Source organism: Pelatocladus sp., assembly GCF_059505505.1.
On the sequence record NZ_JCACKS010000251.1, the window covers coordinates 26,784 to 50,820 of the forward strand.

General features: G+C 37.4%; 17 protein-coding genes and 1 pseudogene. 10 read left to right on the top strand and 8 right to left on the bottom strand.

What is annotated here, in order from left to right:
* Window positions 1-69: 69 nt before the first annotated feature.
* The gene (locus AC5JMK_RS25830; protein ID WP_096678367.1) at window positions 70-2,988 is read right to left on the bottom strand and encodes a PAS domain-containing protein; all 2,919 of its coding nucleotides are present in this window, start codon (window positions 2,986-2,988) and stop codon (window positions 70-72) included.
* Between the two features lie 608 nt (window positions 2,989-3,596).
* On the opposite strand from AC5JMK_RS25830, the gene AC5JMK_RS25835 reads away from it, so the two are divergent.
* From AC5JMK_RS25835 to AC5JMK_RS25855, 5 genes are all read left to right on the top strand, one after another.
* Window positions 3,597-4,445 (top strand): SDR family NAD(P)-dependent oxidoreductase, encoded by an 849-nt coding sequence (locus AC5JMK_RS25835; protein ID WP_495911294.1) that lies wholly within the window; start codon window positions 3,597-3,599, stop codon window positions 4,443-4,445.
* Window positions 4,446-4,597: 152 nt separating this feature from the next.
* Window positions 4,598-5,311, top strand: coding sequence for an FkbM family methyltransferase (locus AC5JMK_RS25840; RefSeq protein WP_495911295.1), 714 nt, complete (start codon window positions 4,598-4,600; stop codon window positions 5,309-5,311).
* 285 nt (window positions 5,312-5,596) lie between these two features.
* Window positions 5,597-6,502, top strand: coding sequence for a hypothetical protein (locus AC5JMK_RS25845; protein WP_096678361.1), 906 nt, complete (start codon window positions 5,597-5,599; stop codon window positions 6,500-6,502).
* Window positions 6,503-6,694: 192 nt separating this feature from the next.
* A complete protein-coding gene (locus AC5JMK_RS25850) occupies window positions 6,695-8,335 on the top strand; it encodes a cyclic peptide export ABC transporter (RefSeq protein WP_096678359.1) in 1,641 nt (546 codons plus the stop codon).
* A 142-nt stretch (window positions 8,336-8,477) separates the two neighbouring features.
* A complete protein-coding gene (locus AC5JMK_RS25855; RefSeq protein WP_096678357.1) occupies window positions 8,478-9,848 on the top strand; it encodes a hypothetical protein in 1,371 nt (456 codons plus the stop codon).
* Window positions 9,849-9,980: 132 nt separating this feature from the next.
* Here AC5JMK_RS25855 and AC5JMK_RS25860 read toward each other — a convergent pair.
* The 5 genes and pseudogenes from AC5JMK_RS25860 to AC5JMK_RS25880 all read right to left on the bottom strand — a co-directional run.
* A pseudogene (locus tag AC5JMK_RS25860) lies at window positions 9,981-10,115 on the bottom strand (Uma2 family endonuclease); the annotation flags it as partial.
* Window positions 10,116-10,119: 4 nt separating this feature from the next.
* On the bottom strand, window positions 10,120-11,070 hold the full coding sequence (locus tag AC5JMK_RS25865; RefSeq protein WP_495911296.1) for a branched-chain amino acid ABC transporter permease: 951 nt from the start codon (window positions 11,068-11,070) through the stop codon (window positions 10,120-10,122).
* An 8-nt stretch (window positions 11,071-11,078) separates the two neighbouring features.
* Window positions 11,079-12,323 carry an ABC transporter substrate-binding protein gene (locus tag AC5JMK_RS25870; protein WP_495911297.1) on the bottom strand — a complete coding sequence of 415 codons (1,245 nt, stop codon included), beginning with the start codon at window positions 12,321-12,323 and terminating at the stop codon, window positions 11,079-11,081.
* Window positions 12,324-12,500: 177 nt separating this feature from the next.
* Window positions 12,501-12,875, bottom strand: a complete 375-nt coding sequence (locus AC5JMK_RS25875; RefSeq protein ID WP_495911317.1) for a lipocalin-like domain-containing protein — start codon at window positions 12,873-12,875, stop codon at window positions 12,501-12,503.
* A gap of 69 nt (window positions 12,876-12,944) precedes the next feature.
* Window positions 12,945-14,159: an FAD-dependent oxidoreductase gene (locus tag AC5JMK_RS25880; protein WP_495911298.1), complete on the bottom strand. Its 1,215-nt coding sequence runs from the start codon at window positions 14,157-14,159 to the stop codon at window positions 12,945-12,947.
* Window positions 14,160-14,532: 373 nt separating this feature from the next.
* Here AC5JMK_RS25880 and AC5JMK_RS25885 point away from each other — a divergent pair, with 373 nt between their 5' ends.
* From AC5JMK_RS25885 to AC5JMK_RS25895, 3 genes are all read left to right on the top strand, one after another.
* A complete protein-coding gene (locus AC5JMK_RS25885) occupies window positions 14,533-15,966 on the top strand; it encodes a pentapeptide repeat-containing protein (RefSeq protein ID WP_495911299.1) in 1,434 nt (477 codons plus the stop codon).
* A gap of 569 nt (window positions 15,967-16,535) precedes the next feature.
* Window positions 16,536-18,467, top strand: coding sequence for a choice-of-anchor Q domain-containing protein (locus AC5JMK_RS25890; protein WP_495911300.1), 1,932 nt, complete (start codon window positions 16,536-16,538; stop codon window positions 18,465-18,467).
* A gap of 667 nt (window positions 18,468-19,134) precedes the next feature.
* Window positions 19,135-20,415: a glycosyltransferase family 4 protein gene (locus AC5JMK_RS25895; protein WP_096678348.1), complete on the top strand. Its 1,281-nt coding sequence runs from the start codon at window positions 19,135-19,137 to the stop codon at window positions 20,413-20,415.
* A gap of 109 nt (window positions 20,416-20,524) precedes the next feature.
* On the opposite strand, the gene AC5JMK_RS25900 is transcribed toward AC5JMK_RS25895, so the two are convergent.
* Window positions 20,525-21,220, bottom strand: a complete 696-nt coding sequence (locus tag AC5JMK_RS25900; protein WP_096678346.1) for a DJ-1/PfpI family protein — start codon at window positions 21,218-21,220, stop codon at window positions 20,525-20,527.
* A 22-nt stretch (window positions 21,221-21,242) separates the two neighbouring features.
* Between AC5JMK_RS25900 and AC5JMK_RS25905 the strand changes: the two genes are divergently transcribed.
* Window positions 21,243-22,016 (top strand): LuxR C-terminal-related transcriptional regulator, encoded by a 774-nt coding sequence (locus AC5JMK_RS25905; protein WP_495911301.1) that lies wholly within the window; start codon window positions 21,243-21,245, stop codon window positions 22,014-22,016.
* 962 nt (window positions 22,017-22,978) lie between these two features.
* Window positions 22,979-23,137, top strand: coding sequence for a ribbon-helix-helix domain-containing protein (locus AC5JMK_RS25910; RefSeq protein ID WP_035121087.1), 159 nt, complete (start codon window positions 22,979-22,981; stop codon window positions 23,135-23,137).
* Window positions 23,138-23,444: 307 nt separating this feature from the next.
* Here AC5JMK_RS25910 and AC5JMK_RS25915 read toward each other — a convergent pair whose 3' ends face one another.
* Complete coding sequence (locus AC5JMK_RS25915; protein ID WP_096678344.1) at window positions 23,445-23,630, bottom strand: CopG family transcriptional regulator; 186 nt, start codon at window positions 23,628-23,630, stop codon at window positions 23,445-23,447.
* Window positions 23,631-24,037: the final 407 nt, after the last annotated feature.

Here is a 24,037-nt window from a genome sequence, read left to right on the forward strand (position 1 = left end):
GAATTGCTAGAAATGGGAGATTAAAAAGTTTTATATGGGGATATAATAAAACTATGAGTCACAGAAAAATCAGGAAAGGTGATGAATTGGCAAAGTCACAATAAATTTTGCTCCTTGCCCTGGCTCACTTTTAGCAGTAATGCTTCCGTGATGACGCTCAACAATTTTTCGGCAGATTGCTAACCCTATACCAGTGCCATCATATTCACTACGACCATGTAGGCGCTGAAAGACGTTAAATATCCGGTCTAAGTATTTCTCATTAAACCCTATACCGTTATCTTCCACAATGATTTGACATTTTTCAGTACTAGTATGTTCTGATGGTTCTGATAAGACTTGGCTATAAATTTTAACGATGGGCGTTACTTCTGGGCGGTGAAACTTCAGAGCATTAACAATCAAATTTTGTAACAATTGTCGTATTTGCAACGGGTCGGCGTTGATAGTGGATAATTCACCTATTTCTAAGTTTGCTCCGGTTTGCTGAATACTGATTTCTAAATCAGATAACACTTCTTGTGTTAACTGCAAAAGATCCACAGGAACAAAAGGCTGCGCTCTGGTGGTAACTCGTGAAAGGCTTAATAAATCTTCTATTAAAATCTGCATCCGCCGAGCTGCATTTTGTATCCGCTCAAGATAGTCGTGTCCCTGTTCTGGGAGAACATCACTACAGTTAGCTTTGAGGCGATCGCCAAAGGTTTTGATTTTCCGTAGTGGTTCTTGCAAGTCATGAGAAGCGACAAAGGCGAATTCTTGCAGTTCATTGTTAGAACGGCTAAGTTCTTCGCGTTGGCGCGTTTCTTGTTCTAAGAGTTTAGCTTGACCAAGCGCAATACCCATTTGGTCTGCTAGTTGTCGCAATAGTTCTGTTTCCCATTCATTCCAATAACGGGGATGAGCGCACTGATGGGCAATCAATAGCCCCCATAGTTTGTTGTGTTGGATAATTGGGACAACAAGGTTAGCTTTGATCGCATATCTTTGCAACATTTCTAGATAGCAGGGTGCAAGATTACCTTCTTCGACATTGGTAATCATCCCAACCCGCCCACTTTTGTATTTCTCGATGTATGTTTCGTTAAAGCAGGGGTCAATGATGTTTTCTCCGATAATTATAGGAAAGCCAGGAACGACTGCTTCTTTAACTACACTTCCATAATCTTGAGATAGCAGCTTAAAAATGATTACTCGGTCGGCGTTTAAGAGTTTTTGTACCTCCGTGACACTAGTTTGGAGAATTGTATCGATTTGCAATGACTGGCGAATTTTGAGAGTAATATCGGCAAACAAACGCGATCGCATGTTTTGACGCTGTAATTCTTCTTGTGCTAGTTTGCGATCGCTAATATCCATCATTGCTCCGATCATCCGTACAGAATTACCCGTGCGATCGTGGACAATGTAACCGCGATCAAAAATGTATGCATAAGAACCATCTTTACGGCAAAAGCGATATTCATCAGACCAAGCTTGTTGTTTACTTTCTATGACAAGCTGAATACTGGTAGAAATTCTATGTCTATCATCTGGGTGTATGCATTCATACCACCAATTAGCGTTTTTCCCGATTTCCTCTGGTAAATAACCAAATAGTGTTTGGACATTGTTATTCCACCACACATAGTCTGTGAGTAAATCCCAGTCCCAAACTACATCTGTGGTCGCACGAGCCAGGAATTGAAAGCGTTCCTCACTCTGACGTAATTTTTCTTCTGCTAGCTTACGTTCGGTAATATCGCTATGGGAACCTGCCATCCGGACAACATGACCTTCTTCATCCCACAGCGCTTGACCGCGATCCAAAATCCATTTATAAGTGCCGTCTTTACAGAGAATACGATATTCACTAATGTAAAAGGGAGTTTTTTGATTCAAGTGGTCTTGGATAAGTTGCCTCACCCAGCCAATATCATCAGGATGTACTCTGCTTGACCATTCATCCAAATCGTTGGAAATTTCCTGTTCTTCGTAACCAAGCATTTGTTTCCAGCGTGTGGAATAGAAAACTTCATTGGTTTTGACATTCCAATCCCAAATACCATCATTATTACCCCGTAAAGCTAAATGCCAACGTTGTTCACTTTCCTTGAGTGCGTCTTCAACTCTTTGGCGTTCGATCGCCGTCACCAGAACATTAGCAGTTGCTTGCAAAAAATAAATATCATCTTTGCTAAAAGTGCGATGTTTTGTTGTGTGTGCGCCTAAAACACCGAAAGGACGGTCTTTACCATGAATAATCACCGACAAACCGCTAATTACTTGATGGTCAATTAGCAGTTGTGGCCCTGTGAAACGGGTTTCTGTACGGAGGTCTTCTACAATGACTGGATCGTTAGAAACTAGAGTGTAACCCGCTTGAGAATTTATACCTGCGCTGACCATTGCTTGTCCTACAAGCCCTGATTGCCAACCGACTCCCGCCCGTAGCAGTAAGTTATTGCCATTTGGTAGCAGTTCCAAGACTTTACAATACTCTACCTCTAGACATTCGGCAACAAAGGTCACAGCTTGCTGCATCAGCGAAATTAAGTCTATACCAGCTAGTCCCTGTTGACTGAGTTCTGCTACTAGAATCTGCTGTTGAGTTTGTTGTCGTAGTGACTGCATCGCATGACTAGCTTCTAAAAGACGCTGCACTCGTTGATGCAGAATTGGCCATTTAATGGGCTTGGTAATAAAATCTGCTGCACCTGCTGCAAAAGCTTTTTCTATAGATTCTTGATCAGCAAGACCTGTAACTATTAATATGGGTATGCGATCGCCACCAGGAAGTGTTTTTAATTGCGCGCAGCAGCTAAACCCATCCATCCCTGACATCAAAGCATCTAGCAGCACTAATTTTGGTTGCTGTTGAGTATAGACAGCTAAGGCTTCCTCACCACAACTTGCTTCTACTACTTCATAGCCTACTGTTGCGAGCAATTTATGTAACTGCTTGCGTGCGAAATCGTCGTCATCGACAACCAAAATTAAATTTGTCATTTGTCAAGTGTCAAGAGTTCAGCGTCAAAAATCAAGTTTGGGAATAAACTTGTGACAGCACTAAACACAGTTTAAATTACTTTTTAACATCTATCCCTTCTATTTTTTGCTAGAGGGGATTTTATTGCACAAAGCGATCGCCTGAATGAATAACTAGTAACTTGGTTTAGTAATTATTATATGCCCAAAATATATCAGGCTGAGTAATATTAGGTTTTCAAAATCATTATTTAGAATGAATATATACATCTCCAGAAGGAATCAATCAAATCATTCTTAGTGATGATGGTAAGGCTTTCTGCTTTATTGTAATAGTTTTTCCTTACCTCAAGGTTTCGCAAAAGTGTTGCATATGAGTTGTAATTGAGTATCTCATAAGCATAATATGAGTACTAATCCAAATTGATGGGACGATACTTAAAAAATAAAGCTAGTCCTTTCAACGTAGTATGAGCCATTCTCATTTTTGGCTTAAAAGCTTGGCATCGTTTGAATAGTTTAGACACAATTCATCTGTTTCCTATGGAACAGATAGAACAGGAGTATTTAATATTCTGTTTTGCAAATTTAATTTGACGTTTTGTTTGAACTTTAGCAGGTTATTTATCATGACAACTATTACGAGTAAAACAGTAATTTTGACTGGAGCATCACGCGGTTTAGGAGTACATATTGCTCATGCTCTAGCAAAAGAGAAGGCAACCATCATTGGCATTTCTCGTTCAAAATCCGGGCTGAATAAAACACGTGATGAAGTCAAAGATATAGGTGGTAAATTTATTGGTTTCACCTTTGACCTTGCAAATGTGGAAAATTTATCAGTGCTAGTACAACGTATTCAGAATACAGTCACTCCAGTTGATATTTTAATTAATAATACTGGGATGGAAATTTATCAATCTTTTGCCAATTCTTCTCTCAAGGATCTCCAGTCAATATTAACAACTAATTTAATAGCTGCAATGGAATTAACTCGTCTGTTATTACCAAGTATGTTAGAACAAGGTAATGGTCACATAGTTAATATTTCTTCTCTGGCTGGAAAAAAGGGAGTTCCTTACAACAGTATTTATTCAGCGAGTAAAGCTGGTTTGCTCATGTGGACTGATTCTCTGCGACAGGAATTAGTTCATAGTGGAATAAAGTTTTCAGCAATCTGTCCAGGATATATTTCTAAAACCGGAATGACTGTTGATAGTGGCTTACCTATTCCCATGTTAGCAGGTAAATCTAAACCTGAAGAAGTAGCAAAAGCAGTAATTAGAGCTATTCAGAAAAACAAGGCAGAGGTCATTATCAACGAGAGTTTTAGCACTGAATTTTTGACCAAAGTCATGTTTGGTATTGGACAAGTTGCTCCACAATTTGTAGATACTGTGTATCGATGGATTGCTGTAACTAAGCTTAACCAAATGCGTGCAGAAAACTTTGCTAATAATCAATATAAACGTGCATGAAAAATCCTCATTTTCTATGTATGTATAGCTTTAAAAGTTTGTATAAAAAGCTTTTGCAGTCTAGTGTTAATACGATAATAAGTGAACTCACCAATCTAGAAAAGTTGGTCTGAGCAAAATATTTTGTCAATCATTAAAATGGAGAAAATTCAATGATTAATAAACTTTTCAGTTCTTCAAAGTTCATGATTCCTTTTTTAATGGAGTTAGAATATATGAAAAATGAAGTTTTTCGATTAAGAGACAACGAATGTAAATACACTAAATTTCATTCCCAATTTGGAGAAGACAGATATATTTTTGAAAAACTAAATTCGTCGCGCCAAGGGGTATTCGTCGATGTTGGGGCTGGACATCCAAGTTATCTCTCTAATACTTATTTTTTTGAAAAAAATGGTTGGAATGGAATTTGTATTGATGCTGACATTAATCAAATCGAATTACTTAAAAAAGACAGGTCAAATGTAGAGTGGGCTGCTATCTCGCCGATAGAAGGAGAAATAGAATTCTTCCAGGCTTCTTCTCCTGAGTATTCTAGTACTGTACCAAAAGAAGAGTATAAAGAACCAAACCAGATTCAATTCAAAGATACTGTACGAGTACCTTCTTTCAAACTTGAAACTATTTTGGAAAAACATAAAATTGGCGCCATTGATATTTTAGATTTAGATGTTGAGGGAACTGAATTAGAAGTTTGGTCAACTTTAGATTATGAAAAGCATAAGCCTAAAATTGTTATAATTGAGTACTACACATATGGTTTAGCTGATAATTCAGAAACCATAAAAACTTTCTTTTCAAAACTTCCCTACAAACTTGTTCATACAACCCCTACAAACTTTATTTTTGTTAATTATTCTGCGTAAGTATCTACAAGTTTTAGATGATGAAGTGCATCGAAGACATTAATATTTCAACCAAGTAATACCAATTCTCTGTGAAGCTGCACAGTATTTGACCCCTCCCAACCTCCCCTTAGTAAGGTGAGGTGCCGCAGGCGGTGGGGTTCTTTCTATGCGTCTTCATATAGAAATGATCTAAGAATCGAACCAATGCAAAACTACCATTAAATAGGTAGAAATAGCAATTTTGCCTACTTTTGATAATTACTTTCTCAAGATAAAAAATAGATAAGGTATAAGGTATTTGTGATGACACAAATAGCAAAAAACACAGCAATTTTCAACCAAAAAGAAATTACGCTTTTTACTGTACCTAAAGCATTTAAAGGACATATTGGTCTCATTCAAAAGAATGCAATAAAGAGTTGGACATTACTTAACCCTCGTCCACAGATCCTCTTATTTGGTAAAGAAGAAGGTATTGAGGAAATTTCTCATCACCTTGGTGTAATCCACATACCCAATATTCAATTCAATGATTATGGTACACCATTGTTAGATGGAATATTTCGCCAGGCTCAAGAGCTTGCTAAAGGTTCTATTTTGAGTTACGTAAATAGTGACATTATTCTGTTAAATGATTTCTTAGTCGCTGTGAATAAATTGCAAGTCGCATCTTTCCATTCTTTTTTGATGATTGGACAGCGTACTGATGTGAATATTACAGAACCATTAGACTTTGATGCACTTGATTGGGACATTAAGCTTCACAACTTTGCTGTGAAACAAGGGACATTAGCATCAATTGTGTGTATGGATTATTTTGTCTTTCCCAAGCCACTCTATGCCGAAATTCCGTCTTTTGCTGTAGGGCGGGGTCATTGGGATCATTGGATAACTTACTATGCACGTAAATTGGAAATTCCCATTGTAGATACCACAGATGTGGTTACAGCTATACACCAGAATCATAACTATACTCACTTATCAGGTGGCCGGAGCGCAGCTTATATTACAGGTGAAGAAGCTAAACAAAATGCCAAGTTAGCCGGAGATGTGCATGTGGCTAATGGATCTGTTGCAACCTGGAAACTCACACCTTTGGGACTCAAAAAGCGTAACTCATTATCTAATTTTCTCTCATTTATGGTTGATATGCCTCGTTACGCCAAGTTAATTAAAGAGCTTAATCCTAATACGAAATCTAGGGTGTAACCCCCAAAAAATATTTGTGCAGTGCGATCGCCTAGAACTTAAGCAATCATTCTTGATATCTGCGTGATTTGATGATTTTGAAATTTGCATCAACAGTAATCATTGAAAACTAGCATTTCTCGTTTTTTTAACTTAATTACCCAATGTCGTTTGCTCTAAATATTCAAATCCTTTGACTATTGAGGATGAGCAATGAACCTTTTGCGCCTTCTTTTACGTACTTCCGCTCTTTTCCTCAGCCTTGCTGTGTTGGCTGGTATTCTTAGTGGTGGTTGTGCTGCTGGTCTGATTGCTCTAATTAATGTCACATTGAGCCAAAATCAACCATCGACTACTACATTAGTTTGGAGCTTTGTTGCTCTGTGTTTAATACGACTAATTGCTAATTTAGTTTCTCAAGTTTTGCTCATTAATCTTTCAGAAAAAGCTATTTTCGACCTACGGATGCTGATAAGCCGTCGTATACTTGCTTCTCCCTTACGTCAGTTAGAACAAATTGGTGCTTATCGTCTTTTAGCTACCCTGACTGAAGATATCGGAACAATTTCTGGCGCAGTTTTAATTATTCCTTTCTTCTGTATCAATATTGCCATTGTGATTGCCTGCTTAATTTATTTGGGTTGGCTGTCTACTACTGTATTTGTTATCGGTCTTTGCTTCCTATTCGTAGGAATATTCAGCTATTTACTACCAATGATCAAAGCGATGTCTTTGCTGAAATTGGCTCGCGAACAGGAATATCAATTATTTAACCATTTCTGTGCGATAACTCAAGGCACAAAGGAACTCAAGCTGCACCGTGAGCGACGCCTATCATTTCTCAGAGAAGACCTTCGTCATGCTGCTCTATCATCCCGCCAACATAATCTTGTTGGAATGAGTGTTTTTGCAGCTGCTGGTAGTTGGGGACAAATTCTCTTTTTTGTCGCTATCGGTTTGCTTTTATTCGTCCTACCTTCCCTAACAAAAATTCATCCCACAATTCTGTTTGCCTATGCCCTAACTATCATCTATATGATGTCACCTTTGGAACACATCATGGGTATGTTACCCAATATAACTAGAGTCTTAGTGGCATTAAAAAAAGTTGAGTCTCTGGGTCTTTCATTACCTAACTGCTCAAACGAAACTATTTCTGAACAAGTACTTAATTCAGAAAATTTTTGGCAGTCTCTAGAACTGATGAATGTTACCCATACTTATTACCAGGAGCGAGAGGAAACAAATTTTATTCTTGGTCCCATTAACTTAAAATTCCATCCAGGAGAATTAATTTTTATCGTAGGAGGTAATGGTAGTGGTAAGTCTACCCTCGCTAAATTAATTTCTGGTCTTTATGTTCCTGAAACTGGAGAAATTTATCTAGATGGGAAGCTCATCGATAATCACAATAGAGAGTGGTATCGTCAGCAATTCTCTGTAATATTTTCTGATTTTTATCTTTTTGAGCGTTTACTAGGTTTAGAAAGTAGCAACTTAGATGCTCAAGCTCAAAACTATCTTATCCAACTACAACTTGACCATAAAGTTAAGGTCAAAGATGGCGTCTTTTCTACAACAAATCTTTCTCAGGGACAGCGTAAGCGTCTTGCTCTACTAACTACATACCTAGAAGATCGTCCTATTTATATGTTTGATGAATGGGCTTCAGATCAAGATCCTATCTTTAAGGAAATATTCTACACACAACTTCTACCAGAACTAAAAAGTAGAGGCAAAACTGTACTCGTTATCAGCCACGATGACCGATATTTTCACATTGCAGATCGGATTGTGAAGCTGGAATACGGCAAAGTGAAATACGACAAAAATTCTCAGTTATTTAATATTTGACCAATAATTTCGAGCAGGGTACAGAGCAAGCTGATTTATCTGTAAAGCAAATCCACACATCCTCAAGCCCTCGGATAAATCCTGAGGTCAACCTAAAATCCAAAATCCTGTTAGAGGATGAACTAATAAGGAGTATCAAACAATGATTTTTACTAATATTAAGCAAGTAGTTACATCTAGTTTATTAACTAATCATTTAGAAGAAAAAGTTTCATTACGTGAAAAACAAAATAGAAGATTGAGAGCAGATGTAGAGAGTGTTTTGTCTTGCAGAGAATGGATTAAGACCATAAGTAATAATACTTTTGACAGCACAAGAATACTGGGAGTTGTCGCTGCGGGCAAAGGAGCCGAAAATTATTTACCATATACTATCCCCAAACTTATTACACAAATCTCTGAAATTGGGATGATGGCTGATATAGTTATCGGTCTGAATAATGGCTTTGAATGTCATTCTGTTATTGAACGCTTTAGTTTTATTTCCCATGTTCAAGTCATTCATCTATATACAGACGACAAGTTAGGAAACAATATTCCAGCCAAAATTTTTAATAATATAAAGTGTGAAGGAGAACCTTATTACTTAAGTAATATCGATTACCAAAATTCTCAGCATAGGATATTTTTTGTCCATCAAAAAGAAGGAGAACATACAGCAGGTAAAATCCGAGTTTTGGGAGACATATATGGTTCTTTACTACTCAGGAGTATAGAGAATGGATGGATTTCTCCTGCAATTTTAGTTGCTTTTGATGCTGAATCTCAGTTTTTAGTGGAGCAAAATAATGCATTTATAGATCCAGAATCTAATGGTTTGATGTTAATGGTAAATAAATTTAAGAATGAACCCGAAATAGATATTCTTGGTACAAGAAACAAATTTGCTGTTTACCAAAAAAGTATAGTAGATGGAATGAAAGTTCTTTTGCCTAACTTTAGTGAGGAAATTCCTCCTCTGCAATTTTTTTTAGATGCTGTTCATGGTAGATACATTGGCTACCAATGGATGCCAGGAGGAGGTACACTAGGAAAGACTGATGTGCTTATTAGCTTATTAGTGATAATTTCTCAAAGATATCCGGGTACAAGAAGTGAAGATTCTCATCTTACTATTCTAGCTAAACACACAGGCTTTATAGGCAAAATCTTCTTAGATGTTGTTTCTATAAACAGAACTCCTAGTTTTACCGATATGACAATTGGTGAGAAACAAAAAAATGCTTGGATTGAACAAATATTTAGATGGACTACTGGTTATCAAGGATTGAAATTATGCTATGGAGTCCATAATATTAAATCTATAATATCTAATAACATACCTTTGTCTATTTTCACAGAACCAGTTAAATTTTTGAAAATATTGAAAGGGAGAGATAAAATGAATATAAAAATAGTATTTAAAAAAGTAAAAACTTTAGTAATTGCCTTTTTGACTTCTCAAAACATCAAGAAGAAAAGTTTGGAGAAGCCTGATATATTACAAGGAAGTAAAACAAAAGCTAGTTGGTAAAACAGAACATTAGTATCATAAAGAGTAACTATTGCTTTAAGTTTGTAGTGAGGACTCAAGTCCTCACTACAAACAAAAAAATGAGATAATTCAAGCTGTTAACACCTGCTCTGCTGTTAGTGACAATTCTGGGTCAGCAACATCATCATGATTTCTAGTTGAACGTACTTCTATAATTTCCTCATTCACTAATTCATAAAAACCTTCTTCTGGATAATTGTCTAGAAATTGATCGAAGGTAAGTTTTTGTTTGGTGCTTGTTGTCATAGATTTAAACCTTTTGAATAAATCTTTTTCCTAGCAAACCCTGTGGTCTAACTAAGAGCATAATAAACAAAATACCAAAAGCAACGGCATCTTTGTAGCCAGAGAATTCGCCTGGAACAAATGCTTCCACCAATCCAATAACCAAACCTCCTAACACTGCACCAGGAATACTACCTAAACCACCCAAGACAATTACTGCTAAACCCCGTAACCCAAAACCTATGCCAAAATAAGGCCCAGCAATGCTAACACTGGAAGCGACTAAAGTTCCCGCCACTCCTGCTAAAAAACTGCTGATAAAAAACGTCAGGATAATAAAGCGATCGCAGTTAATTCCTAATAAACTGGCTGTTGTTGCATCTTCTGCGATCGCCTGCATCGCCTTACCGTATTTTGTGTGACTAATAAAATAAGTCAAAATGGCAACAAATACCATAGAAACAACAAAAATCACTACCTGCACAGTGCGGATTGGAATTGGATTGGTTTGGGAACCAAAATTAATTGCAGGTGGCAAATTACCATAAGTATTTCCTGGGTAAGTGTAACTTTCTGCACCCACTAAATATTGAATTAAATTGACAATTACCACTGCTACACCCAAGCTAGAAACCACTGTTAGCAAAGGATCGGAACCCCGTTGACGCAAGGGTAAAAAAGCAATTCGTTCTACCGCTACTCCGACTAATCCTGCCAAAATACTCCCCAAAATTAAAGCTAAAGCAAAAGGTAATTGCACAGGTAAAGCTACATTTGCCAATAAACCATTAAATCCAAATCTCCCACCAATCAGTGCATAGGTAAAATATGCACCCAAGGTAAAAATAGCACCATGAGCTAAATTAATGATGCCCAAAATTGAGTAAACTAGGGTATATCCTAAAGCAAAAATAGCGTAGACGCTACCAATAGATAACCCATTTAAAAACTGCTGCAAAAATAGAGATATATCCATAATTGCAACTATTTGATAAATGCAAATTTACCAGTACTGCCATCTTTTTCCATCTTAATTTGGGCAACATAAAAGTCTTTTTGTACAATTTCACCTTCTGGGCTAAATGAAATTTCACCAAGAGGTGTATTGTATTTACCTGTGAGTATTTGTTTATTTAATTCTGTCCGCAGTTTATCTACAGGTATGGTGTTCACTTTGGTTTTTTGATCTAAACTTTTTAAAGCCTCTACATAAACCTGTACTGCTGCAAAAGCTTGAGCGCTAAATTGAGGTGGTTCTTTTTTGTATTGATCTAAGTATGCTTTGCGAAATACAGCATTAATCTCTCCTGGATGTTCAGGACTGTAAGCTTGAGCAATCATGAGACCATCACAAAATGCTTTACAAACTGAAAGTACATTTGATGTATTTAGACCATTACCACCAATAATTGCACCTTTGTAACCTAATTCTCGTAATTGTCTGACTAAGTTACCACCATCAGCAGCCAAACCAGAAATAATAATTAAATCTGGTTTTAAATTTAGAGCATTGGTAGCTTGAGCTTGAAAATCGGTATCAGTAGTTTGAAATTTTTGAACTGTGACTAATTCTAGTCCTTGCTCTTTTACTGTTTTTTGGAAAATTTCAGTTTCTGATTTGTTAAAAGCATCATTTTGAGCATAAAAAACTGCTACTTTTTTAATATTAGGATTTTGCTTCAGTGCAGCCTTGACTGAATTAGGTGCGACAACAGAAACTGGTGCAGATACACGAGCAATATAATCACCAATTTCGGGAACACCTTTTGCTGTAGTGGATGCACCAATTGCTGGCACTTTTGCCCGTTCCGCAATCGGAGCAGCACTAAAAGCTTGTTGTGATAAAGTCGGGCCGACAATACCAACAACTTTATCTTTATTAATTAAAGTTTGAAAAGCGTTAATTGCTCCGGCTTCATCACCACCCGCATCTTGAAATACTAATTTAATCGGAGTACCGTTAACCCCTCCTTTGTCATTGAAATATTTCTCAGCAATTTTTGCACCTGCAACTCCTTCTTGACCGAGTAATGCGACGTTGCTAGTCTGGGCAAAGGCAATACCGATGGGTATGGGGCCAGATATACCCGTTGTTGATGAGGTAGTGGTAGCGGTATTTGTGCCATTGTTATTTGTACTAGTTTTTGTACCAGTGTTACCACTACAGGCTGTGATTAGGAAAGTGCAAGAAGCTAAAAATGCTGTTGTCCGAGTAATAGTTTGTTTCATCAGTGCTAACATTCCCTAAATCTATTAATCTATTCATTTGACCACAGGGAGGTAAAGCTTCCAAGTAGTTGCTTGCATCTAACTTGTGGTAGATTCAATCGTATTGTCTAGATTAACTAATTTGGGCGATCGCTTCTTTAATTGTTGAATTTCTATCTAATTGACACTCCTACTTGATTAAGACTCCACTTTTTCCCACACCAATTCTAAGACTTTCTCGACATCATCAATCCTAGTTGGTGGCGTTTTAAGTGTGACTTGATTCTCTCTCAATGTGAACGTACGAATCAAGTCTGTACCCACCCGATTGGGGATAGAGGCTACCTCGACATGATGCGTAACTGTGTTGCCATCTATTGTATACATCCCAGCGTAAGCATTGAATGTAGAAAATGCCTGCACACACTCTTGTGATGGTAAATATTGGATTTTTTTGCTAAAGGGCGAATTAATATCTCCGCTTAAAGCTAGGCGATCGCATTTGGAGAAGATGACCATCATCCGCTTCTCAGGAGTATAAGTAATATAGCCAGTTGGATTGGAACCATACACTTTTGGCAAAATACCTCCAGATGTTTATAGGTAATCTCCTTTGTCCACCTTCTTCCCCATTTTTAATTTTTAATTGTTCTGTCCCCTACTAAACTGTTGCATAAAACTACGATCAATCCAATCTTTCCACTGCCACAGTAATCGATGAGGTGGTAAAGTCAAACATCCACGTGTGGCGATCGCTCTACCGTCACCCGTACCTATTAAGCTTAAATATTGTTTCTGTGGGATGTAACTTTTGAGAGGTTTGTCCAATAAAAATCGTTGTAAGTTCTCAAATAAAGGTTTTCCTTGGCGAACAGCAAATACTCCTGCTTTCGGACGTGGATGATTTACCATTGTGGCAATATCTCCTGTAGCAAACACGTACTGATGAGACAAAGATTGCAATGTGTCACTTACCAAAATAAAGCCTTGCTCATCAGTTGTTAATCCAGTTGCTTTTAACCACTGTGGTGCTGAGGCTTGTGTCACCCAAAAAATGCGATCGCACTCTACCGTCAACCCAGATTCACATATAATTTTACCTGGTTCAACTTTACATACACTTTCGCCTAAATGCAGTTGAATCCCACGTTTGGTTACAAGCTGCTTGACTGTATGTTGTACAGACCAATGATGATTGGGTAAGAGTTGAGCATCACGCTGGAATAAATGAATTTCTAAAGCTCCCTGTTTTAGTATATTATTATCGATAAGTTCTCTTTTTGAGGAGAATCTGAGGGGACACACTTTGGACGCCTGATACAAATGAGCTTGCATCGATAACGCTAATTCCACACCACCAGCCCCTCCTCCTACAATTCCAACACTCAACGGCTTTTGCTGATGAGCAGCTACTTTATCAAGTAGTCTATGCCAGTGTTGCAGTAAATTTGACACTGGTTTTGCCCCAATTGTATATTCTGCTGCCCCTGGAACAGAAATCGTGGCCGGAGTGCTGCCAATATCTATTGACAGTACATCAAATGCTACTTCTGGACGGTTGGCACAAATCACTTTTTTATTTTCCAAGTCAAGATTAATCACTTGGTCAATATATAATTGAGCTTTAGCAAAATTTGTAAGTTGTCGCAAATCAATATGACATTCTTCATAGCTGTAAAAACCAGCAATATACCCTGGTAGCATTCCAGAGTAAGGTGTATCAACTCTATCGGTGATTAAAGTTAATTGGATGCCATCAAAAGGTTTCATCCCAAACATTAACAGAGCTATTGCATGGCTATGACCACCACCAATTAGTACTAAATCTTTAGTAATTGGCTGTATAGATTGCTGCATATATAGAGTTGGTTTTTAAGAATTGGTAGGTATAATTTGGCTAAATATTTTGGTTAAAGAAATTTTCTTTTGCCAAGTATTATTACAAAGCAAAAATTAACTTCTTGGCATCATGGCTCTATAGTGAACTACCTACACTTGCTAAAACTAGTTAGCTGTATTTGTGCCAACATACCTAGCAGGAATTGAGTGAGATGTATAGCTAAATTGTCACATATTGACATAACAATTAATAATCAATAGACAATTACAAACCAATGATTAATATTTTTATTGCACCTTATGATAGATATTGAAATTTATTGACAAATGATATACTCTTTTTTTTCAATGTTGTCCGTAATAATTCTATGTAGTGAGGATTACTAGCCATATGTCTGGCAGGAAGACAGATGGATTTAAAAGTTGGTTGGTAGTGATCGCAATTTTGTTTAGCTTATCACCAACTGTAATATTCTTTGCAGTTTCACAAGTTGAAGGATTATCAAATGAACAAAAAATAGTCAGCAGAAATCAAGCATTAAACACAACAGCTAGCGTATTTGTAGGTTTAGCAGTAATAATTCATGCTTATTATGCAGCCAAACGTACCGAAGCATTGAAAAAAAGTGCGATCGCAGCAGAACAAAATAACGAAATTGGTATTCAAAATCTAGAACTAGCTCAAGAACGCTTGATCGCAGAGCGTTTGATAGCAGCAATCACCCAGTTAGGACATGAACGCGTAGCAACCCGGATCGGGGCAATTTATGCCCTCGAAAAAGTTGCCCAGGATTCACCAAAACAATACTGGACAATTATGGAAATTCTGTGTGCATTTGTGCGAGAAAATAGCAGCATCAAGCCAGAACCGGAAAATTCTGTAGAAGAGATCGCAAAAGTTGCAAAAATATCCACAGATTTACAAGCAGCCTTAACCGTAATTGGCAGACGCAACTGGAAACAAGATCAAGAAAATCAGAAACTTGATTTAAGGAATACTGATATTAGACGAGTAGACCTATCGAATGCCAACTTGCAGCGTTTAGATCTACGGGGAGCAAACTTGACAAAAGCCAATCTCCAGAAAGCTAACTTGTTTGAGGCAAAACTCGAAGGTGCAAAACTTTGTGGCACAGTTTTGTATGAAGCCGATTTACAATCATCTAACCTCGAAGAAGCTAACCTCTGTGGAGCCAACTTAAACCGAGCCAACTTGACTGGAGCCAACTTGCGGTCAGCAAACTTGTCTGGAGCAAGTCTGCGTGCAGCCAATTTTTGTGAAGCAAATCTGTATAAAGCTAATTTGCAATCTTGTAACCTCAAAGTGGCAAATCTTTCTCATGCCAAGCTATTTCTGACTAATTTACAGGGAGCAAAGCTTGGTAAAGCCAACTTGCAGTCAGCAGGATTAATTGGTGCAAACCTCAAAGGCGCAAACCTGAATGGAACAAATTTGCAACAGGCAAATTTGAATGCAGCCAAACTAGAACACACAGAGATATTTTTTGCAAATTTCTCTGAAGCTAGCCTGAGAGAAGCCAATCTCTATGGAGCTAATTTGATGGGAACTAACCTGCAAAAAGCAATGTTTCATGAAGCTAATCTCTGTGATGCAAATCTGATGGGAGTAGATTTCTTTGGCACAAATTTGTGTGATGTGAAACTAGCTGGAGCCACTCTGACAGGAGCTAAAAACTTGCAATCACACCAAATTAGATTTGCAGTAGGCGATCGCACAACTGTTTTACCAGATCACTTGGAGCTTCCTACACATTGGATGCGTTCAGAACATTCACAAAAATCCGCCGCAGAGGCTGAAACTTGATTGAGATAGCGAAATTGTGCTATTTCTCTGAAGCGTTGTCAATATCAAAAACTCGATTGTTCGAGGATTTCAATTTTTCCAGGGTGCTTTCCAAAATCAAAATATTATTCCCAAAATTAAGAACTTCCAAAGAAAAAAATATTCATAAAAGTACTTAGACAGAATTAATTACACAGATTATTTCTCTATTGCCTATTGCCTATTGCCTATTGCCTATCTCCACGAATGAATTTAATTTTGTCCAACTATTTAATTGGATTAAATTTTTCATGTCTTCCGGTATATCCACGTATTTAATCACTAGTTAAACAAAGCATTCCTGTTTACTAAAAATATATATGAAAAATAAAACTAGTAGATTACGTGGAAAATGGACACAAAATTTGAAAAATAGGTCAAAAATATCAGATCATCAGGACTTTTGACTTCCACGTAACGGTAATAAATAGGGTGCTGTCTCGTGATTCCCATCGTTTCAAACGATGATGCGATCGCTTCTAAATCACAAAAATTGTGATTTTCTTCAACATGTCGATCTCAAAACACTCATTTTTAAGGGAATTCAAAGCATGGCTATCATTAACGTTACCAACAATGCAGATAATGGAGAAGGTTCTTTACGAGTAGCGCTCGAATCTGCTCAAGCGGGAGACATCATCCAGTTTGATCCTAGCCTTGCCAACCAGACTATCACACTTACTAGTGGGGAACTTCCCATTACAAAAGACGTAACGATTGATGGTGCAGGGGCAGAAAATTTAACGATTAACGGCAATAATTCTACACGGGTATTTTCTGTAAGCAGTTATGTCAATGCTACAGTCAAGAACCTAACCCTCACCAACGGTATGGTGACAGGAACAGACGGAAGAGGTGGTGCGATCGCAGCCTGGGACTACAGCACCCTTCAGGTAGAAAACTGTAACTTTAACAACAATAGCTCTTACCAGGGTGGAGCTGTTTATGTTGGTTACGGCAGTAAAGCCACGGTACTTGGCAGTAGTTTTGACAGCAACGATGGTACTCTTGGGAATTCTGGATTTAGCGGTGGGGCGATCGCTACCTATGGTTCCGGTGTGCTAGTTGTTAAAGACAGCGAATTCACAAATAACAAAGGTGTAAATGGCGGAGCAATTTATAGCCTATTAGGTGAATTAACTGTAGAAAACTCAGTTTTTATTAACAATAGCTCAGAAGGTGATATTGGTGGCGGCGCAATTTTTACCGATGGAGCAAACCCAGTAGGTCCCGGTTCTACTGTCGGAGGTACAATTGCTATCCATGGTTGTCAGTTTGAAAACAATCATACTAAAGGAGAAGGCGGCGCACTTTTTCTCTATGGTTACGGACCAGACACGATTATTCTCGAAGACAGCACCGTAATTGGCAATACAGCAGACTTTAATGCTAATGGTATAGGTCGAGGAGGTGGACTGCGAGCTAACAGCGCACTCACAATTAACAACGTCACCTTTGCTGAAAATACAGCTGCAAAGCAAGGCGGAGCTATATGGCTAGACGGTCATTCGCCAGTCAACATCACCAACACCACCTTTTCTGAAAATAAGGCAATTGAAGATGCTGGCGGAGCGATGTTTGTTAACACTGACGAATCTGTCCCCGTCAACATTACAAATTCTACTATTGTCTATAACGAAGCCGGACGAGCAAATGGGGCATTTTGGATCTACAGTCCGACACAGCCAGTCACCCTCACTAATTCGATTGTTGCTTACAATACTGCTAGCGATCCCTCACAACAACAGGTTGGATATCAACTACAGGATGGCGGCGGCAATATTGAATTTCCAGCACCAGAGATCGGTAATCAAGTTGTCGCAGGTAGTCAAATTGTTGATCCTCTGCTTGGGCCTTTACAAGATATTGGAGGAGTTTTAGTACATCCCCTTTTATCAGGTAGTCCTGCCATTAACAGTGGTGTCACAGTAAGCGGTGTACCCACTACTGACCAATTAGGGAGCAGCAGAGATAATCAACCTGACATTGGAGCATTTGAGATGGTTGTCACTGCATCTCCTCAATCTAGTCAAGAAGATCCTTTACTTAGTGGCACAACTTCACCACAAAATCAGCAAAATAGCAATTACCAAAACAACATTACTAACGATGTTGAAGGTAACGATGTATTAACCGGAAGCAACAACAATCCTCAGTTGATTGGTTATAACAGTAACGACATTTTGATTGGTGATTATAGTTATAATCAACTGACAGATGGAAGGGTTAGCGATGGATTTATCTATCCAAATATATCAGCAGAGGATAACATAATTCCAGATTCTAATTCTACAAATGGCGTGATAGATATGAACCAAAATACGGATCAATCTAAGCTTTCTAGTCAGAATCTTTTTAGTGAATACATCAGACCACGTCAACAAGGATTAGGGACATCTGTTAATCCTGATTCCCGTGATTTTCTGGATTCTAGTCAGTATCAGAATCTTTTAATTCCCAATGATGTTACCGTTAACAATTAAGCTGAAAAGTTTTTCTTTGTTAGTAAGTAACAGATGATTTAACAGAGTTTGTGTCAATCTGTAGGTTTTGAGTAAGGAGAAAAAATTAATGACCGAAAGTTTTATCTGGTTCTAGTTTTGAACTTCTTCACACCTTGTAATAGGTTGATGCAAACTTTGAATATAATTATCAGGAATAACCACGACTATTTCATTCTCACCATAACCCAATAGACACCTGGTGAAAATTAATTATGTGTCATCCATAACCCTTGTAGAGACTAGCAGATGCAACGTCTCTACAGAATTAAAATGTCAATTTATTTGTTTTATCCGAGTAGTATTGGGTCTGAAGCCCTGTTTGAATCGTCTCTACAAATGATTGTGGGCTTATCTGAATATATTTTCACATACCTTATTTTCTTTAATTTTTACTGTATACCTAGAGTTTTTACTTAAATAATACTACTTAAATACATTTCTTTTTTTACTATAGAGGTGTAAAAATTTATATTAGTAGATACTTGAGTGTAAGTGTAAAACTTTACTTAATATTTACTTGCAAAGCACTGACATTCAGACAATCCAAGGAGAAAATTCAGATAGAAGTGCAATCTCTACCTGGAATAATTTTCAGGAAAAATTTGCTGAATTAAACGAAAACCAGGGTTGTTTTGACTGATTTGTTATGCAGATTTTAATTTACTCTTATAACTACTATCCAGAACCAATAGGTATAGCTCCTCTAATGACTGAATTAGCAGAAGGACTGGTTAAACGAGGACACCAAGTACGTGTAGTAACTGCTATGCCAAACTACCCAGAACGTCGAATCTATGATGCGTATAAAAAAAAGTTGTATCTGACCGAATATAAAAATGGCGTTCAAATTCAACGTAGCTATGTTTGGATTCGTCCTCAACCGAACCTACTAGATCGGGTGTTACTAGATGCAAGCTTTGTTGTTACAAGTTTTCTACCAGCATTGAGGGGTTGGCGTCCAGATGTAATTCTTGCGACTTCGCCATCTTTACCTGTATGTATACCAACAGCTTTATTGGGATGGTTACAAAATTGCCCTGTGGTATTAAACCTTCAAGATATCTTGCCAGAAGCAGCAATTCATGTTGGCTTGATCAAAAATCAATTACTTGTTAAAGCCTTCACAGTATTAGAAAAATTTGCCTACCACACTGCAACTAAAATTAGTGTCATTGCTGATGGATTTGTAGAAAACTTAATAGAGAAAGATGTAAAAGCGAATAAAATTATACAAATTCCCAACTGGGTTGATGTCAATTTTATTCGTCCTTTACCAAAAGAAAATAACTCTTTCCGCAGCAAGCATCAACTAAATGAGAAATTTTTAGTTTTATATTCTGGTAACATTGCCCTGACTCAAGGCTTGGAAACAGTAGTAAAAGCTGCCTCTATATTGCAACATATTCCAGATATTAAATTTGTGATTGTAGGAGAAGCAAAAGGTCTACAAAGATTGCAGCAAGAATGCCAAAACTGCGGTGCAGATAACGTTTTACTGCTACCTTTTCAACCCCGTGAACAGTTACCAGAGATGTTGGCTGCTGCTGATGTTGGTTTGGTAGTGCAAAAGAAAAATGTAATATCCTTCAACATGCCATCCAAAATTCAAGTTTTGCTTGCCAGTGGTAAAGCATTAGTTGCATCTGTACCTGATAACGGTACTGCTGCAAGATCAATTAGACAAAGCGGCGGTGGTGTTGTCGTCCCTCCAGAAGATCCCGACACTCTAGCCAAGGCAATTTTGGATTTGTACGAACACCCTGAAAAAGTTAAAACTCTCGGCTATAACAGTCGCCAATTTGCTGTTGAGCAATATTCTTTTGACCAAGCTTTAAATCACTATGAATCTTTGTTTTACACAATGATTACCCATGGTTCAGCAATTGAATCAACTGTTGTTTCTAAGCAAAAAGTTAAAATAAGTTAACTGTTAACTTTTATCAGGGATTAGTGTTGACGTTATCATAGTCGGGATTTAGACGCAGGGAAAATAAATGATTTACTGATTAAAGTTGGGGCATTGTTAAATCAGCCAATCAATTTTCTTTAGAAGTTGCTTTTCTACTAGCATCATATGATGCTGCTATCAACGATATTCCAAAATTTTTAACAGCTTGTACTAGTTCCGCACCTGCTTTTTCTGGTGAACCCACTCCAAATGGGGGTGAAGGATTGTACTCCAACATCAATTCAATCAACTTGGCAGTTTCTTCACCACAAAGCATTGCTGCAATCGTCAAGGCAAAATCAATCCCTGCTGTCACACCTCCCCCAGTGATTCGGTTACGATCTATAACTACTCTTTCTGTACTGACTTTTGCTCCCATCAGTTCCAATTGCTCTCGAAACGCCCAGTGGGAAGTAGCTTGATATCCTCGCAGCAATCCAGCTGCTGCTAGAATGAGCGAACCTGTACAAACAGCAGTGATGTACTTGGTTGTGTTTCCATGTTTTTGCAAAAAAGCTAAGACTTCGATATCTTCCATGATTTGTACTGCACCAAAAGATCCTCCAGGTACACACAACACATCAAGTTGGGGACACTCATCAAAGGTAGTATTTGGTAAAATAGTTAACCCACCATTGCTGACTACAGGTTCGAGTGACTTCCACAACAGTAAAACGGAAGTGTTAGGCATTAAAGAAAAAACTTGGTGTGGAGCAGTGATATCTAGCTGAAACATATCTGGATAAATGACTAAACCAATAGTCTTTTGAAACTGATTATTCATACTGCAAATTTCAAACTGTGCAATGAATACAGCTATCCTAGAGTTGAATATATTGGTTGCCAATTACCCAGTTGAGTACATTTTTGCTATGTCTGGTAGCTTTCAAGCACTGGTTCAAAAAATAGCGATCGCTCGTGATGAATTACAACTGCGCCTAGATTATATGGATGCAGCAGGGGAACTATTTGTTTGCCAACATTGGAGTATTTACTTGCATGACACTACAGGACAACGTGCCACCATCGATATCAAAGGATTACCAGATAGCTTTTTCGACTACTACGAAAATGTTGGTGCGGCGATTGATCCAGTTATGGATTATGTTATTGAACATCACGTTCCCGCCCATGAGCAAGTTATTTTTACTGAAACAAGTTGGAAGCAGAGCCAATTATATCAGAGTGGCTGTGGCAAGATATATGACCACGAACACATCATGACGGGACCTATTGTTGGGCAAGGAAAACTGATTGGCACAGTTCATTTCGCCCGAACCAATAGAACATCTGCCTTCAATTCACAAGATTTGATGCGTTTGAGTGCGCTTTGCACTCATATTTCTGCAAAATTAGCTTTTCTGCGAGCAAAACAAGAGCTAAATCAGGTGGCTTGTTTAACTCAACGAGAATTACAAATTGCTTCTTTGGTTGCAAAAGGTTTAACGAATGCAGAAATTGCTGCCGAACTTTGGATTAGCCAAAATACAGTCAAGCAAACTTTGAAGCGAGTATTTCGTAAGCTCAATGTATCCGCACGAGCAGAAATGGTAGCACGATGCCAAATACCTCAAATTTAGACTTGAATATTTACCAAGATACGCTTATCCTCATACTATTTGTTGCTATTTATACAATATTTTTATACAAATACTGTACAAATAGAGGATAATATACCTTGAATGCACTGGAAAATTAATGATTCTTCTCAAAAAGATTCAAACAAACCTTATTATTTCCATATTTTTTATACATATTTTAAACAGAAGGTGCTGATGAAAAAAACTCATGTATCCTGACAAAACTAAAGTTCAAGCTTGGACTGAATGCACATAATCAATTATTTGACAATGTGAAAGTTATACAATACATGTCGAGTTTAAGGAGTAACAAGGAAAGCACCCGATATTATCTGTCGTTTAATAACCAAAAAAATACTATCTAAGTCTTGACCTGACTAGCCAACAAACTTCAAAATAGTATTGAGCCTAAATATTTGTAATTACGAGTCTTTCTGAATAAAGCTATTTGTGGGGAGATTCTAGACTCAGGTTAATTAACCTTTTAGGGAAGAAACGTTGTAAAATTTACCAAATTCTACTAACCAATGATCATTTACAGAGCGACCCCAGAACATGCTGAACCTACAGTCCGTAAATGTAAATGCAGTCTTCGCTATTTTACGAGTAATACAGCTATTTAGGGAAAAAGTATCTCGATAATTTGCAGTTAGCTTGAGCAACTAACGCAGGTGCTTGATAAAATATCATCTTATTAGCAAGCAAAATCACCTGTTCATTCAAAAATTGGTCAGTTTAAGGATGGTATTTGACTTTATTCAAAACTACACAAGGAATTTTGAAAGAAGAATTAAATTATGAACACCATTCGCGAGGGACAAATTCAATAAGTTACAAAAAGCCTAAAATGTCTTTTTGTCAACTTTCTTGAGCAAACACTTGAATTTGCTTCGTAACCAGATTTAATGAATACAGACTTTTGTAGCTTTGACAAATTTGTGGTAAGCAACTAGATTTCAACTATGAACAAGAAATGGGCTGTTAAGCGGATTACTGTAAACTTGGCATCAAATGAAGCCAGTAAGCTTGAAAAATATTGTGATCAGACAGGTAGAGCAGCAACGGATGTGATTAGGGAACTCATTCGAGCGTTACCGATGACTAGACCTGAGCAACATTAGAACCAGGTTTATTCTTGAGAGTGATGATAATTTTGGCAAACTATTTTTCCAGTCAAGCAATACTCTCAGCCTTTTGCAAGCGCACTAGCCAGTAATTAATAGGATAGAGGTTCCTTAGTCAGCTAATAGACTAAGGATACTCTACAACGCAATTTTACTCCACACTGATTAATTGTATGTTTCCTAGATAACATTTAAGGAAATATCTTGCTATTTTACTGAATATTTTCTGAACTCAGATTACCCAAGTCGTATACAGTAGCATAATTCTTACAAAGACTGGAGTTTCACAAGCTGGCGTGAAAAGTTAGGTTATGGGTAACTCTTGAATGAGTTCTCGAATTATATCGATTGCCTCTTTTCCCGTCCAGTCACAATGTTGTTCAAGTTTGCTAACTTCATCTGGTGTCAATTCAAGGATTATTTGTTTCACTGATGGTTCTTTACCAGATGCTGCAAAAATCGGAAATACATCTGCTGCGGTTTTGTTCATTGTTTTTATACTAAAACTGCCTAAGTTTTTTTAGTATTGCCAATCCAGAACCATCTTTACCAGTGAAAATCTAGGTTTTGAGGTTTAACTTAAGCTTTTTCATTGTTACTATAGGATTCCTATTTGATTTTTGAAAAAAACAAGCTGGCTAGAAGCTTGCTACACAAAGCTTTGTTTTTCAGTATACTTAGCAAGATTCAAATTGGATTCCCATATATTAATCCTTGTAAAGAATAATCACCAGAAAAATAAAAATTACTGAAAGCAATTTGAACATAAAACTATCTGTACAAATCCTGTTAGAAAAAGTTTTTTAAATATTTTAGTAAGTATTATAAGATACATTATTCAATACACGTACCAGCAACACATTAGATTTTATAATTTTGTCAAGTAGTTAAAGTCAT